Source organism: Amycolatopsis ruanii (assembly GCF_003385175.1).
Lineage (GTDB): Bacteria > Actinomycetota > Actinomycetes > Mycobacteriales > Pseudonocardiaceae > Amycolatopsis_E > Amycolatopsis_E thermalba.
The window spans coordinates 48,279-61,580 of sequence record NZ_PQHY01000012.1 but is presented as its reverse complement, the minus strand read 5'-3'; the positions used below and the strand labels follow the sequence as shown (position 1 = coordinate 61,580).

15 protein-coding genes are annotated in these 13,302 nt (G+C 70.5%); 3 read left to right on the top strand and 12 right to left on the bottom strand.

The features are described from left to right. The 6 genes from D0D28_RS09260 to D0D28_RS09235 are packed head-to-tail and all read right to left on the bottom strand — an operon-like array spanning nucleotide 1 to nucleotide 5,254. A complete protein-coding gene (locus D0D28_RS09260; RefSeq protein WP_116110355.1) occupies nucleotides 1-723 on the bottom strand; it encodes a CoA-transferase subunit beta in 723 nt (240 codons plus the stop codon). Continuing rightward, the gene (locus D0D28_RS09255) at nucleotides 720-1,574 is read right to left on the bottom strand and encodes a CoA transferase subunit A (protein ID WP_116110354.1); all 855 of its coding nucleotides are present in this window, start codon (nucleotides 1,572-1,574) and stop codon (nucleotides 720-722) included. Before D0D28_RS09255 ends, D0D28_RS09260 begins: the two co-directional genes overlap by 4 nt. Next, nucleotides 1,564-2,304: an enoyl-CoA hydratase family protein gene (locus D0D28_RS09250; RefSeq protein ID WP_094008169.1), complete on the bottom strand. Its 741-nt coding sequence runs from the start codon at nucleotides 2,302-2,304 to the stop codon at nucleotides 1,564-1,566. Before D0D28_RS09250 ends, D0D28_RS09255 begins: the two co-directional genes overlap by 11 nt. Next, nucleotides 2,304-3,212: an SDR family oxidoreductase gene (locus tag D0D28_RS09245; RefSeq protein WP_094008170.1), complete on the bottom strand. Its 909-nt coding sequence runs from the start codon at nucleotides 3,210-3,212 to the stop codon at nucleotides 2,304-2,306. The genes D0D28_RS09250 and D0D28_RS09245 overlap by 1 nt, the downstream gene beginning before the upstream one ends. After that, nucleotides 3,209-3,970 carry an SDR family oxidoreductase gene (locus tag D0D28_RS09240; protein ID WP_094008171.1) on the bottom strand — a complete coding sequence of 254 codons (762 nt, stop codon included), beginning with the start codon at nucleotides 3,968-3,970 and terminating at the stop codon, nucleotides 3,209-3,211. The genes D0D28_RS09245 and D0D28_RS09240 overlap by 4 nt, the downstream gene beginning before the upstream one ends. A 57-nt stretch (nucleotides 3,971-4,027) precedes the next feature. Beyond that, entirely contained in the window at nucleotides 4,028-5,254 is a 1,227-nt protein-coding gene (locus D0D28_RS09235; protein WP_116110353.1) for an MFS transporter, read from the bottom strand. Nucleotides 5,255-5,309: 55 nt separating this feature from the next. On the opposite strand from D0D28_RS09235, the gene D0D28_RS09230 reads away from it, so the two are divergent. Together D0D28_RS09230 and msrA are read left to right on the top strand one after the other, a co-directional pair. After that, nucleotides 5,310-6,023, top strand: coding sequence for an ArsR/SmtB family transcription factor (locus tag D0D28_RS09230; protein ID WP_162831019.1), 714 nt, complete (start codon nucleotides 5,310-5,312; stop codon nucleotides 6,021-6,023). Nucleotides 6,024-6,144: 121 nt separating this feature from the next. Continuing rightward, entirely contained in the window at nucleotides 6,145-6,666 is a 522-nt protein-coding gene (gene msrA, locus D0D28_RS09225; protein ID WP_116110351.1) for a peptide-methionine (S)-S-oxide reductase MsrA, read from the top strand. A 2-nt stretch (nucleotides 6,667-6,668) separates the two neighbouring features. On the opposite strand, the gene D0D28_RS09220 is transcribed toward msrA, so the two are convergent. Both D0D28_RS09220 and D0D28_RS36090 read right to left on the bottom strand, forming a co-directional pair. Continuing rightward, nucleotides 6,669-7,124 carry an SRPBCC domain-containing protein gene (locus D0D28_RS09220; RefSeq protein WP_116110350.1) on the bottom strand — a complete coding sequence of 152 codons (456 nt, stop codon included), beginning with the start codon at nucleotides 7,122-7,124 and terminating at the stop codon, nucleotides 6,669-6,671. Between the two features lie 90 nt (nucleotides 7,125-7,214). Beyond that, nucleotides 7,215-8,000 carry an enoyl-CoA hydratase-related protein gene (locus tag D0D28_RS36090; RefSeq protein ID WP_205413212.1) on the bottom strand — a complete coding sequence of 262 codons (786 nt, stop codon included), beginning with the start codon at nucleotides 7,998-8,000 and terminating at the stop codon, nucleotides 7,215-7,217. Nucleotides 8,001-8,219: 219 nt separating this feature from the next. Between D0D28_RS36090 and D0D28_RS09205 the strand changes: the two genes are divergently transcribed. Further along, on the top strand, nucleotides 8,220-8,516 hold the full coding sequence (locus D0D28_RS09205; RefSeq protein WP_094008176.1) for a hypothetical protein: 297 nt from the start codon (nucleotides 8,220-8,222) through the stop codon (nucleotides 8,514-8,516). A 21-nt stretch (nucleotides 8,517-8,537) separates the two neighbouring features. Here D0D28_RS09205 and D0D28_RS09200 read toward each other — a convergent pair whose 3' ends face one another. From D0D28_RS09200 to D0D28_RS09180, 4 genes are all read right to left on the bottom strand, one after another. Continuing rightward, complete coding sequence (locus D0D28_RS09200) at nucleotides 8,538-9,305, bottom strand: glycosyltransferase family 2 protein (protein WP_205413211.1); 768 nt, start codon at nucleotides 9,303-9,305, stop codon at nucleotides 8,538-8,540. A gap of 276 nt (nucleotides 9,306-9,581) precedes the next feature. Next, a complete protein-coding gene (locus D0D28_RS09190; protein ID WP_162831017.1) occupies nucleotides 9,582-10,400 on the bottom strand; it encodes an alpha/beta hydrolase in 819 nt (272 codons plus the stop codon). 200 nt (nucleotides 10,401-10,600) lie between these two features. Next, complete coding sequence (locus D0D28_RS09185; protein ID WP_143266241.1) at nucleotides 10,601-11,953, bottom strand: condensation domain-containing protein; 1,353 nt, start codon at nucleotides 11,951-11,953, stop codon at nucleotides 10,601-10,603. 44 nt (nucleotides 11,954-11,997) lie between these two features. Next, nucleotides 11,998-13,302, bottom strand: a complete 1,305-nt coding sequence (locus D0D28_RS09180) for a condensation domain-containing protein (RefSeq protein ID WP_116110346.1) — start codon at nucleotides 13,300-13,302, stop codon at nucleotides 11,998-12,000.

Below are 13,302 nucleotides of genomic sequence, written 5' to 3'. Positions count from 1 at the left end.
TCATGACGGCACTTCCTTGTCCCGCAAGCCCTTCGGATCGAGCACCTCGCGGATGAGCCGGAGCTCCTCCTCGGTGGGTTCGCGGCTGGTAGCCGCGCTGGAGAGATCGATCTCGAAGGAGGTGGCAGCGGTGATCTCCTCGGGCGTGACACCGGGGTGCAGCGAGACGGCGCGCATCGAGCGATCCGGGGTGGCGAAATCGAACACGCCCAGGTTGGTCACCACGCGGTGCACGTCGTGGTACTTCAGTCCGGCTTTGGCGGCGTTGTCGTAGCCCACGCCCGACACGATGTCCACGCTCTCGACGAACACCCGGGGGCTGTGCCGCGGGACCCAGTAGCTGGTGCGGTGGTTGGCCGTGTTGCCCGGCGCGCCCCGCACGCCGAGGAGCTGCTTCGCCGGGCGGGTGTGGTCGCCGATGGCGGAGATGTTCTGGTTGCCGAACTTGTCGATCTGGTTGGCGCCCATCACCACGTGACGCCGCCCGTGCGGGACGATGGTGTCCAGCATCTTGCGGAACGGCTGCCAGCCTTCCACGTTCCCGTCGGCGTCGATCAGGTAGGCCTCGCCGTCGGAGAGCAGCAGGTCGGGTTCGAAGGTCAGGCGGGCGAGTTTCGCGCCCAGCGAAGGGATGTAGCCCATGGGGCTGGCCACGATTTCGCCGTCGCCACGGAAGAGTTCGGCCACCGCCACCACGGCGATCTCGGCCCGGGTCGCGCTCATGCCGCCGCCTCGAATCGATCCACTTCGGACAGGTACTGCCGTTCGTCGCCGGACAGGAACCGGTCGACGAACCCCGGCCAGGCGTCCAGGTCCTTGGCGCAGGCCACGTAGTGCTTCTGGAACCGTTCATCCCGGCCGTAGTCGGGCACCGCGGTGGTGAAGTGCGCGCCCCGCGGGGCTTCCACCACACCGTCCACCGAGCCGCGGTTCAGCAACAGCGACTGCACCGGCCCAGCCAGCTCCGCGGTGTCCACCACCTTTTCCACCGAGACGAAGCGTTTCTTCGCCGCCAGGCAGAACAGATCGTCGAAGTAGGGGTCCGGGCCGAGGTACTGGGCGTTGCCGCGGGCGTCGGCGCGGTTGAGGTGCACCAGCGCCACATCCAGGTCCTGCGCGGGCACCGCCACCAGCTCTTCGCCGTCGGCGTAGGGCGACCGCACCGTGCGCAACTCCGGGTTCACCCGCATCACGTCGGAGCCCAGCCCGGCCCGCAGTGGCAGGAACGGCAATCGTTGCGCGGCTGCGGACAGGGCGGCGGCGAACATGCCCTCGTCGTATTCGGTCACCTCGATCGCCCCGGTCTCGCGGGCACGGCCGAACCACGGGTCGAACGGGATCGAGTCCAGCGTGACGAACCCGAACACCACCCGCCTGACTTTCCCGGCCGCACACAACAGGCCCACATCCGGGCCGCCGTAGGACACCACGGTCAGGTCCTTCACGGGAGTGCGCAGCAGAGCACGGACCAGGGCCATCGGCTTGCGGCGCGAGCCCCAGCCGCCGATGCCGATGGTCATGCCGTCGCGAACCTCCGCCGCGACCTCGTCGGCGGTCATGCGCTTATCGGCCATTCAGGAACTCCTCACGGGCCTCGTCCGACGCACCGAGCAGGTTCAGCTCGAAGGTGAACCCCTGCTCGAACCGGTAGCTGCGGTGCACGTGCTGGGTGTCGATGCCGTTCAACGCCTCCTTCGCCGCCCGGATCACCCGGGGGTCCTTGGCCGCGATGTCCCGCGCCACCGCCAGCGCCGCCTCGTCCAGCTGCTCGCGCGGCACCACCTGGTACACCGAGCCGTGCCGGTGCAGCTCGGCCGCGGTGATCGTGCGCGCCGTGAAGTAGAGGGTGCGCATCAGGTGCTGCGGCACCAGCCGGGCCAGGTGGGTCGCCGCGCCCAGAGCGCCCCGCTCCACCTCCGGTACCCCGAACGTGGCGTCCTCCGAGGCGATCACCACGTCCGCGTTGCCGACCAGGCCGATCCCGCCGCCCAGGCAGAACCCGTGCACCGCCGCCACCACCGGCACCGCGCAGTCGTACACCGCACCGAACGCCGCGTAGCAGCCCTTGTTCGCCCCCACGAGTGCTTCGTAGCCCGCGGTGCGCTGGATCTCCTTGATGTCGACCCCGGCGTTGAACCCCCGGCCCTCCGCGCGCAGCACCACCGTGTGCACGTCCGGATCCTCTCCGGCGCCCCGCACGGCGGCGGCCAGGTCGAACCAGCCCTGCACCGGCAGCGCGTTCACGGGCGGGAAATCCACGGTGACGATCTCGACGTGACCGTCCCGTTTGGTCAGAACCGGCATCAGCTCGCTCCGTACACGGGTTCGGGCGCGGGCGCCTCGGCGATCAGTTTCTCCACCACCGGCCCGAGTTCCCCCGGTTCCCAGCGGCTGCCCTTGTCCACCGACGGGCCGTGCCGCCACGCCTGCGCCAGCGACACCTTGCCACCCTCGACCTCGAACACCCGGCCCGTCACCGCGCCGGACTCCGCACTACCGAGCCACACCACCAGCGGCGAGATGTTCTCCGGCGCCATCGCATCGAACCCCTCATCGGGGCGGGCCATCGTCTCCGCGAACACCTCCTCGGTCATGCGGGTGCGTGCCGAGGGGGCGATCGCATTCACCGTCACGCCGTACCGCTGGAGCTCCGCCGCCGCGACCACCGTGAGCCCGGCGATCCCCGCCTTCGCGGCCGAATAGTTGGACTGCCCCACACTGCCCAGCAGGCCCGCGCCGGAACTGGTGTTGACCACCCGCGCGCTCGGCATCCGCCCGGCCTTCGCCTCCGCGCGCCAGTACTCCGCCGCATGCCGCAGCGGGGCGAAGTGGCCCTTGAGGTGGACTCGGATCACCGCGTCCCACTCGTCCTCGCCGAGGTTGACCAGCATCCGGTCCCGCACGAACCCCGCGTTGTTGACCAGCACGTCCAGCCGGCCGAACCGCTCCACCGCGGTGCCGATCAACGCCCGCGCCCCGGCCCAGTCGGCGACGTCGTCGGTGTTCGCCACGGCCTGGCCGCCCAGCGCCTCGATTTCGGCCACCACCCGGGCGGCCGGACCGTCCCCGGTCGCGGAACCATCGAGGGCCACGCCGACGTCGTTGACCACCACCCGCGCGCCCTCGGCCGCGAACGCCAGCGCGTGCGCCCGCCCGATGCCGCGCCCGGCGCCGGTCACCACGACCACGCGGTCCTGGCACAACCCCGTCATGAACCCTCCCTGTTGACATCCGCGGCCGCCTGGAACGCGGGCGCCTCACCACCGCCGTGCACCTGCAACGTCGCCCCCGACACGTAGGAAGCCAGCGGGGAAGCCAGAAACGCCGCGCACTGCCCGATCTCCTCCGGCTCGGCCAGCCGTCCCAGCGGCACCGTCTTCCCGACCGCCGCCACGTCGCTGCCGTAGTGCAGGTGTGACTGCTCGGTGCGCACCATCCCGACGTCGAGCGCGTTGACCCGCACCTTCGGCGCCCACTCCACCGCCAGGCTCGCCGTCAGGTTGTCCAGCCCCGCCTTCGCCGCGCCGTACGCGGCCGTTCCCGGCGAGGGGCGGGTCGCGGACACGCTGGAGATCATCACGATCGACCCGCCACCGTCCTGGCGCTGCATGACCGCGTTCGCCTGCTGCGCCACCAGCAGCGGGGCCAGCAGGTTCAGCTGCACGATCTTGTCGTGGAACCGCGGCGACGCCTCGGCAGCGGAGGCGAACGGACTTCCACCCGCGTTGTTCACCACCACGTCCAGGCGACCGTGCTCGGCCACGATCCGGGCGATCAGCGCCTCGACCTGCTCCGGCTCCCGCACATCGCAGGCGACGAACTGCCCCACCGGCGCCTCCGGCTCGCGCCTGGCGCAAGTCACCACCCGTGCGCCCTGCGCCGTGAAGACCTGGCTGATGCCCCGGCCCACGCCACGCACGCCCCCGGTCACCAGAACCACGGCGCCGGCCAAACCCAGATCGGTCTCCACGGACCCAAAACTAGAACATGTTCTCATCATGGACAAGCTTGGTGAGCCGAGACTGGGTCACACGGCGTGAGAACCGGTTTCGATCCGGGTGCGGATCGCCCAGGCGGCGGCCGGGATCGTGCCCAGCCCGGCGGCGAGGAACACCGCGGCGAGCACGAACCAGCCGGGCCGGCCCCAGGTGCCGACCAGCAGCGTCATCAGCGCGGGGCTGAGCATCTGCGCGGCCGCCTGGGCGGTGGCGGCGAGGCCCTGGTAGCGGCCGGTCGCGCCGGGCGGGGTGAGGTCGAGCGTGAGCGCCCACTTCGCGGCGATGAACCACAGCTCGCCGGCCAGGTGGGCGGCCGTGGCGAGCAGCACCAGCCCGGCAGCCAGGGCACCGCCACCCCCGCCGGTCGCCGCGGACAGCAGGCAGGCCAGCGCCAGCGCGCCGCCCGACCACGCCGCCCGCGCGGCGCCGTGCCGGGCACCGGTGCAGCCGCGGCTCGCCACGACCTGCAGGAGCGCCACGCCGAGCGAGTTGACGATCACGACCACGCCGGCGAGCCCGGCAGGCAGGTGCGTGTTCCGGACCAGCCACAGCGGGAGCGCGGTCGAGACCAGGCCCCAGCACAGGGACAGCAGGCCGGTCGTGGAGACCACCGCGAGGAACGCGGGATCGGCGAACAGGGTGCGCGGCTTGCTCGCGCGTGCGACCGGCCGCACCGCGGGCACCCGGGTGAGCAGGGCGGCGTAGATCAGCGAGGTGACCGCGTCGACGGTGATCAGGACGTGGAACGCGGCCGGGCTGCCCAGCGTCAGGCAGGCGGCCCCGGCCGCGGCGCCGACGGTGTAGCCGAGGTGGCTGGCGACGCGCTGCCGGGCCAGGTGCGCCACCCGGGTCGCCTCGTCGGCCAGCTGCGCGACGTAGGCGGTGCGGACACCGGCGGTGGCGCGTTCGGCCGTGGTGTTGACCACCGCGACGGCCAGGAACACCGCGACGTGCTGGGCGAACACGAACGCGGCCATCGACACGCCCTCGATCGCGATCAGGGCGATCAGCAGCTCCAGCGCCCCGATCCGGTCCGCGAGCGCGCCGACCGGAGTCGCCGCGAGCAGGCCCGCGCCGCCGGCGAGCATCAGCCCGAGGCCGACGACCGGGGCGGGCAGCCCGGCGACGGTCGTGAAGTAGACCGCCCACGTCGTGTACCAGGCGCCGCCGCCCGCGGTGGTGACCAGCACGCCGAGGGCCAGCACCCGGAACGGGCCGGGCGGCGGGATCTGCTCCTGCCAGTAGCGTCGTAGCATCACATAGACCTATCACGTATCCGTGAAACGTGAAAGTCGATGGTAGGCTGTGGGGGTGACCTCCCTCGGATGGACGAGCGCGGAACAGCCGGTGGTGGCGACGGTGACCGGGCTGGCGCGCGAGCTGGCGGACCCGATCCGGCTGACCGTGCTGCAGCTGCTCGCGCACGAGGGGCCGCACGGCATGACCCAGCTGGCGGACATCCTCGGCGTGACGCCGGCGCGGCTGGGCAACCACCTGGCGAAGCTGCGCCAGGCCGGGCTGGTGGTCACCTCGCAGAGCGGGCGGCACGTCACGTACCGCCTGAAGGACCCGTCGATCACCGCGGTGCTGGACGCGCTGGCCGACTACGCGGGCGGTGCGCTCCCCGTGCCCGGCCCGGCGGCGCCGCCGGAGCGGCTGTGCTACGACCACGCGGCGGGGCGGCTCGGGGTGGCCGTGCTGGACCACCTGCTGGCCGCGGACGCGCTGCGCCGCCGGGCCGACACCGACGAGCTGGAGCTGGGCCCGCGGGCGGCGCAGGTGCTGGACCGCCTGGGGATCGACGCGGCCGAGCTGGCCGGAAGCCGCCGCAAGACGGCGACGAGCTGCCTGGACCGGACGCTGCGCCGGCCGCACCTGGGCGGCGCGCTGGGGGAGGCGATCCTGGCGCGGCTCCGCGCGGAGAAGCTGGTGGAGATCGACCAGGACGGCCGGACGCTCACCCTCCGCCCCGGCGCCCCCGAGCGGCTGGCCGGGCTGCTCCCGGGCCTGACCTTGGAGCGGTGAGGCCGCCGGTCCACACGGACAGGTCCGCCTCCCGGCTCCCGCGGGGCGGCACCGGAATACTGGACCCAGACCCGGGGTTGACCGGGTGCGAGCCGGACTACTCGGTGAGAGGTGATGCGAGATGCGGACGTTCGTGCTGGCCGGCGGGTGCTTCTGGTGCCTGGACGCGGTCTACCGGACGCTGCGCGGGGTGCAGGACGTGGTGTCCGGCTACACCGGTGGCGAGACGGCACAGCCGACGTACGAGCAGGTGTGCACCGGGCGCACCGGGCACGCGGAGGCGGTCGCGGTGACGTTCGACGAGACGGTCATCCCGGCCGAGGCCATCCTCGACGTCTTCTTCACCCTGCACGACCCGCGGCAGCTCAACCGCCAGGGCGCCGACGTCGGCACGCAGTACCGCTCGGCGATGTTCCCCGCCGACGACCAGCAGCGCGCCGAGTTCGAGGCCGCGATCAAGCGCGCCGGCGACTGGTGGGACGGCGAGATCGTCACGACGCTGGAGCCGCTGGGCGAGTTCCACCGGGCCGAGGAGTACCACCAGGACTTCTTCGCGAAGAACCCCGGCCAGGGCTACTGCCTCGCGGTCGCGCTGCCGAAGGTGAACAAGGTGCGCCAGTCCTTCGCGCAGTACGTGATCTGACCTCAGCGCTCGACGAACGCGGCGAGCTTGGCCAGCGCCATCCGGGTCCCGGTCTCGTTGTCCGCGGGGGCGACCGAGGCCGGGATCCCGTCGTGCCGGATCACGACCTCGGTGCCGCCGTCGGCGTCGGCCAAGGTGGTCGTCATCGTCATCGCGCCCCGGGACGCCGGGTCGGGGCTCTCGAACTCGATGACCTCGACCACGCGCCGCCCGGGTTCGAGCGCGGCGAAGTGGCCGGTGTAGGTGTCGGTGCGGGCGCCGGACTTGCCTTGGCGGCCGGGGTCGTCGTAGATCAGCGAGACCCGGAACCGCCCGCCTTCCCGCGGCTCGAACTCGTGCACCCGAGCGGTCATCCCGTCCGGGACCCGCCAGGTGGCGATCGCCGCGGCGTCGACCAGGGCACGGTAGACCTCGGCGCGCGGTGCACGCACGAAGCCGGAAACGCTCGTCGATGTCACGGCAACACCTTGGCGCGACGGCCCGCTGGTGTCCAGCCGCTGCCCGCGTTCGCCCCGGTGCGCGACCCGCTGCCGCGGAGGGCACCGCACCTAGCGGCCGGCGAAGGCGGCCTTGCGCCGCTCGAGGAACGACCGGTTGCCTTCCTTCCGTCGGCCGTGGCGAACAGGCGCGTGACTGGTCGATGGCGGCGGCGACTTCCTGGACGAGACCGAGGCGGTGGGTCTCGGCGGCGTCGAACTCGTCGCCGGTGAGCATCCAGCGCATGGCGTTGCCCCAGCCAGTTTCGCGGGAAAACGCAGGGTTGCGCCGCCGAACGGGTAGATGCCGCGGCGGACCTCGAGCTGGGATAAGCGGGCGTCGCGGCTCGCGACCCGGATGCCGGCGGCAAGGAGCAGCTCGATGCCGAGCGTGAGCACCCACCCCTGCGCAGCGACCGCCGGGGTGGTCGAGTTCCCGTCCAGGCGCCACGGATCGCGGCCGCCGTCCGGGGAGAGCCCGGTGCCCGCCTGGATCGCCCGGCCAACGTCGGCCAGGTCCAGCCCGGCGGTGAAGTGCTCGCCGCGCGCGAACAGCACACCACAGCGCAGGCCATCGTCCGACTCGAGCAGGGCGTAGGCACGGGAGGGGTCATGCAGCATCGCGAGGTCGAACGCGCCGTGGCCGGCGACCACAGCCACCGGCGCCAGGCCGCGCACCTTGTCGAGGGCCCGCAGCCACGCGTCGATGCCGCCGCCGAGCCCGCCGTCGGCGGGGTACTGGTGCACAGTTTCGTGGGCGACGTCGCCGGCCGTGACCAGCCCGAGGTCGGGCACGTGCAGCACGGTGGAGTCGCTGTGACCGGCCTCGACCGGGATGAGCGGATGTCCTTCCAGCACCAGAGCTTCGGAGGGCGCGGCTGGGCGATCACCCGGTAATCGGGTATCTGGCCGACCACAGCTGCGGCTCTCCCGTGGGGAGCGTGCCGGTGGTGGGAATGGGCTCGGACACGAAAAGTGGATCGACCTGCTCGCGGATCCTTGACGCGCGCGTAGGTGTTGACCCGCGGTGCGGGCGGGCGGACGATGGCCTCTCCCGAGTCTGTGAAGGAGCGGGACATGACTTTCGTTCAGGTCATCGAGTACAAGACCACGCAGCCGGAACGCATGAGCGACATGCTGGACCGCTGGCTGGCCGAGACGCAGGGCAAGCGGACGGCCACCCACGCGGTCCTGATGAGCGACCGGGAACACCCGGGCACCTACATGGAGTTCGTCGAGTTCCCGTCCTATGAGGACGCCATGCGCAACTCGTCGCTGCCGGAGACCGACCGGTTCGCGAAGGAGATGATGCAGCTGTGTGAGGGCGAACCGGTGTTCCACAACCTGGACGTGGTACGGGACGAACGCCTCTGACCGACCGGTGCGCGAACCGTCCTACGCGGACCGCCAACGCCAGCCCGCCCGGCGCAGCGTCTCCGCGCGGGCCAGCACGCTCTCCATCCGCGCCGCGGCCTCGGCCTCGTCCCAGTAGCGGTCGGCGGCCGTCGTCTGGGCGTCGTGCTTGCGGTAGAGCACGCTGGGCTCCGCGATGAACTCCCCCGGCGCCACCGCCTCGGCCGCCAGCAGCAGCCCGACGGTCTCCGCACCGGTCAGCGCCGGCCACCCGCCCAGGGCGCGGACCAGGTCCGTGTGCGCGGCGAACGTGTTGGCCTGCACGGACAACCGGTCGCCGGCCTGTTCGGCGTAGAACCGGCCGGGCGCCACCGGTCCGGCGGGCGGGTCGTAGGGGCCGGGCCGCGTCGAACCGTCCGGCAGCAGGTCGACACACGCCGACGTGCACCACGCCACCCGGCCCAGCGCCTCGATGTCGCGGGCCAGGGCGCCGGGCAGCAGGACGTCGTCGGCGTCCAGGGTGCGCACCACCGAGCCGGTCGCGCGCGCGAGCGCCATCGTCCGGGCCACCGCCGCACGACCGGGCAACCCGGACCCGGGCAGCACCCGGTCGTCGGGCGGCAGGGCGTCGAGCACGCCGCTGTCGCCGTCCTCCTGCAGGCACCACTCCCACTCCCAGCCGGACGGGAGCACCTGGTCCCGCAGCGAGGCGTAGGCCTGCCGCAGGAAGTGGTGCCCCCCGCGGTGGACGGCCGTGATCACGCTGACCTTCGGCAACGAATCCCCCAGATCGAGACGATGTCCGCCCATCAAACCAGGTCCCGGCCGGCGCGTCGGCTACCCGGCCGTCCCGCTCGGGGTCAACGCACGTCAGGGCGCCCCCCGGTCGTCGGCGCGCCCCTCGCGGGAACCGGCAACTTCTCCGGCGACATCCCGACGCTGACGCTGCGCACCGACGACATCATCTGCGACGCCGAGGCGGCGTCCGGCCCGCCCGGCTACCTGTGGCAGCCGCGACGGCCCCTGGCCCCGGCGAACGCCAGAACCTCACGGTGCATGCGAGAAATACCCGTCAGCTTCGGCCGATCACACATGGTCGGCCAGGAAGTCGGTCATCTCTTGGACCACGGCCGAGACGGAGGAGCGGCACGCCTCCGTCGTGAGAAAGGCGTGCGACAAGCCGTCCGCAACGGTGAACTGGTGCTCTATCGAAGCATCCTTCAGGCGGGCCGCCAGAAGTTCCGATTGCGGCCGGTACACGGAATCGTCGGAACCGACGACGAGGTAGGTCGGCGGCAGGACGTGCGCCGAACGAATCGGGCTGACCCGGGGATCTCGCAGCCTCTCGGTGGTCACGTCGACATAGGAGGCCAGACGGGTGGCGGCGCGATCATCCGCGGCACTCCCGATCAGGTATTCGAGGTCGAACACACCGTATGCGAACGCCGCGGCGGATATTCTCAGGTCACTCCGAGCCGACGCGAGTTGCGCGGCAACGGCGGCACCAAGATTGGCACCCGCCGAATCGCCGGCGATGACGAGGCGTCGAGGGTCTGCGTGGTAACTCGATGCGACCTGCGCGACCCAGTGCACAGCGTACGTACAGTCCTCGAAAGCCGCCGGAAAGGGATACTGTGGACACAGCCGGTAGTCCACTCCAGCGACCAGGAATCCCGCTTGCGCGAAACGAAGGGTGACGTTCCGGTAGTCCCGCGAGCAACCACTGCTGAACCCACCACCGTGGAGGTACAACAGGACGGGGTGCGGTCCGCGCCCGGCGGGCTCGATGACCTCACCGGTGACTTTGACGCCGTCGACCTCGCGGATCAGCGTATTCTCCCGTATTGCGTCGAGGCCGGGGATTGATTCAGCAGTGGTGACAGCCTGCGGAGCGGGAGCGAGCATGGCGACCTCCGGGCGAGACACGTCATCCTACGGGCCGTTTCATCTGCTGGACCAGCGGCCTCAACCAGTAGAATTTAGACGTGCACATGCGTCGTCGCAACCCGCGCTCCAGCGGGCGCCGCGCAGTCGGAGCTCAGTGTCACAGGTCCATCACAGCGGCGGTCGGCGGCCAGGGCTCCCGTCCCTCGCCACTCGTCGGCTCACTTCGGTTCGATCAGATGATCGAGCAGCTCGGACACCCCGCACTGAGGCGACGTGGCGACCAGTTCGAGTGCGCGCGAGAAACTGACGCCGAGTCGAACCGCGAGGTCGGTACCGACGAGCTGGGAGTTGTAGCGGATCCCCGGCGACAGCGACCCGTCCGGGTTCATGTTCACGTTGAAGTTGAGCCCACTGGTCGCCGCGAACCGTCTTCCGTCACCAGTGAGCGACCACGCGCTCAGCGGAAACGGACGAACCCGGAAAGTAGGATCATCCGCCGGAGGCGGCATCGCCTGCCGCCCGTCTTGGTGCGCCTTCATGACGTTGACGGTCACGTCGAAGATGGTGGCCTGGTCCGCTCCCAGGGAACGCTCGACCAAGCCGAGCGGGACCTGAAGGTGCGAAGCTCTGGCCACTTCGCGGCGAGCGAGCCCCACCGCCTCGCCCACTGTCGCTCCGGCCCGCAACTCGCAAGGCAGGGTCACGTAGTTGAACACCGGCCCGACAAGGGGCAGCAGTTCGGGCCGCGCTCGGTTCGCCGAGACGAATCCGATCAGGATCGCGCCGCCGAGATACGGGTAAAGGGTCGCCGACACCGCGGTAAGAACCGACGAGGCGAGAATCCAATCGCTGCCACTGAACGCCCGATAGAGCTGAGAAACCGCGTCCGGCCGGACCGCGGGAGCCGGCTGTGGCACCATCTCGAAGCCGTCGTCGGCCCAGTTCGGCAAGCGTTGCTGCTTGACGCCGCAGGACCGAAGCGCCTCGAAGTACCGTTCGTCGAAGTCGTCCGCCGAAAGGGCGCGTTCCCAGCTGGCGTAGTCGCCGAACTGAATCTCCATGGGCGGCAGCGTTGCGTCGCAGGCCGCGGTCAGGCTTCTGCAGATCCGTTCGAAGTCCCGCGCCACGATGGCGGTGGACCACGCGTCGGCCAGCACGTGGTGCAGGGTCAGCACCACGACATGCCGTCGCTCCGCGAGCTTCACGACACCCGCCCTCCACGGCGAGCCGGCCGACAGGGAAAACCCGGCCTGCCAGTGTGGCGCGGCGAGGTGCAGCAGCTCGTCCCACGGCGAACCGGATCGCGACAGGTCTGCAGACCAGAAGGTGACGTCAGCAGCGTTGCGCACCACCTGGCACACCTGATCGTCGCGAGCGGCGAAAGATGTTCGCAGTATCTCGTGCCGATCGGCGAGAAGATGAAGTGTGCGTACGAGCACATCCGGATCGGCACAACCGGTCACCTCGATGATCAGGGGAAGGTTGTGGCTGGACTGGATGGACCGGTGCGCCCGGTACCAGGACTCCTGCAGGTACGACGCCGGACAACGGATTTCCGGATCGTCGGTCATCGAAACCCCCGGGTCGGAGTTCGTGTGCGTCGAGAGATTCGCCGTCACTGCGAGCAGGCGAGCTCGTCGAGGCAAGTCAGAAGCCTTCGTCCGGCCGCGCGTGCGACGTCATCCGGGATCGCCGCTGTGTTCACGATCAGCGATACGCCGAGTCCCCCGCCGGCGGGGAAGTCGAACTGGAAGTTCAACGCGCCCATCAGGCCCGCTCCGTTGGGGAGCCGGATTCGTCGGCCGTCCATTCTGAGAGTCAGCTCGTCGAACAGGACCGATACCTCGCCGACGTTGCCCGATGGATGACGTTGGTAGTCCCTGCAGTTGACGGTCACGTCGACAAGGTGGTGGTTGACGTCCGTCAGCCTTTCGTTGCTCAGTGAATGGATGGCACTGAGCGTGATCTGCCGGTCATAAGCTTCCGATACTTCACGGTCGAAGCGGCCGATGAGTTCGCTCCATGTCAGGTCCGGCGCGGTCGCCAGTCTCAGGGGCAGCGTGTCCTCGATTTCCCCGACAGTTCGGCGCAGCTCCGGCAGGTGCCTGTTCGCGGTCACGAAGCCGACGCGCAGGGAGTCGCGCGCGAGTTCGGTCACCGACCTGACGGTGGCAGCACCCAGCAGACGCGGTAGCGTCGTGCCCCGGTTCCGCGCCTGTCCGCCCAGCTTTCCCGCGACCCGGCTGTCGATGTCGGCTACCGAGAAGACCTGGAACATCCCGCCGGTGACACGGTGGCTGTCGTCGAGCCGCAGGCCGTCCTGATCCAACGCGAGCCGGCGGTACCAGCGTTCGACATCGCGTGCGACCGTGGTCTCCCTCTCCCACACGGCGTAGTCCGCCGGCTGGATTTCGACCGGTGCGAGACGGGCCGGGCGGTTCTCGGCACGCGATCGGTAAAGCTCGGTGAGGTCGTGAATCAGCAACCCGCGCGACCACCCGTCGCACACCGCGTGATGCAACGCGATCACGACGTATTCGCGTGCCTTCGTGTCGTGGTACAGCGCGATCCGGACGAGGGGGCCACCATCGAGGCGGAAAGGTTCGAGAACTGCCCGCGACAGCGTTTCGTCTCGCTCGCCCTCGATCGGGTGCTCGACGAAATCCAGTCGCGGCGTGCGCGATTCGTCGACTACCTGGACCACCGCGCGTTCCTGCCGGCGAAAACTGGTCCGCAGGGCCTCGTGCCGATGACCAAGACATCGGACAGCGTCGTCGAGCGCCGCCCTGTTGAGCACCTCCCGCGCTTCGAGCACGATCCCGTTGTTGAAATCGGACCACCCGCCGTTGGTCGTCCGGAAGTACCACTCCTGCCGGAACGTGGCGGGGAAGCAGAATCCGGGAGATGCCTCTGTGCGCAT

Excerpts from the sequence above, each read along its gene's own strand:
- D0D28_RS09260 (WP_116110355.1), bottom strand. The coding sequence starts at position 723 with ATGAGCGCGACCCGGGCCGAGATCGCCGTGGTGGCGGTGGCCGAACTC.
- D0D28_RS09255 (WP_116110354.1), bottom strand. The coding sequence starts at position 1,574 with ATGGCCGATAAGCGCATGACCGCCGACGAGGTCGCGGCGGAGGTTCGC.
- D0D28_RS09250 (WP_094008169.1), bottom strand. The coding sequence starts at position 2,304 with ATGCCGGTTCTGACCAAACGGGACGGTCACGTCGAGATCGTCACCGTG.
- D0D28_RS09245 (WP_094008170.1), bottom strand. The coding sequence starts at position 3,212 with ATGACGGGGTTGTGCCAGGACCGCGTGGTCGTGGTGACCGGCGCCGGG.
- D0D28_RS09235 (WP_116110353.1), bottom strand. The coding sequence starts at position 5,254 with ATGCTACGACGCTACTGGCAGGAGCAGATCCCGCCGCCCGGCCCGTTC.
- msrA (WP_116110351.1), top strand. The coding sequence starts at position 6,145 with ATGCGGACGTTCGTGCTGGCCGGCGGGTGCTTCTGGTGCCTGGACGCG.
- D0D28_RS09205 (WP_094008176.1), top strand. The coding sequence starts at position 8,220 with ATGACTTTCGTTCAGGTCATCGAGTACAAGACCACGCAGCCGGAACGC.
- D0D28_RS09200 (WP_205413211.1), bottom strand. The coding sequence starts at position 9,305 with ATGGGCGGACATCGTCTCGATCTGGGGGATTCGTTGCCGAAGGTCAGC.
- D0D28_RS09190 (WP_162831017.1), bottom strand. The coding sequence starts at position 10,400 with ATGCTCGCTCCCGCTCCGCAGGCTGTCACCACTGCTGAATCAATCCCC.
- D0D28_RS09185 (WP_143266241.1), bottom strand. The coding sequence starts at position 11,953 with ATGACCGACGATCCGGAAATCCGTTGTCCGGCGTCGTACCTGCAGGAG.
- D0D28_RS09180 (WP_116110346.1), bottom strand. The coding sequence starts at position 13,302 with ATGCGCACAGAGGCATCTCCCGGATTCTGCTTCCCCGCCACGTTCCGG.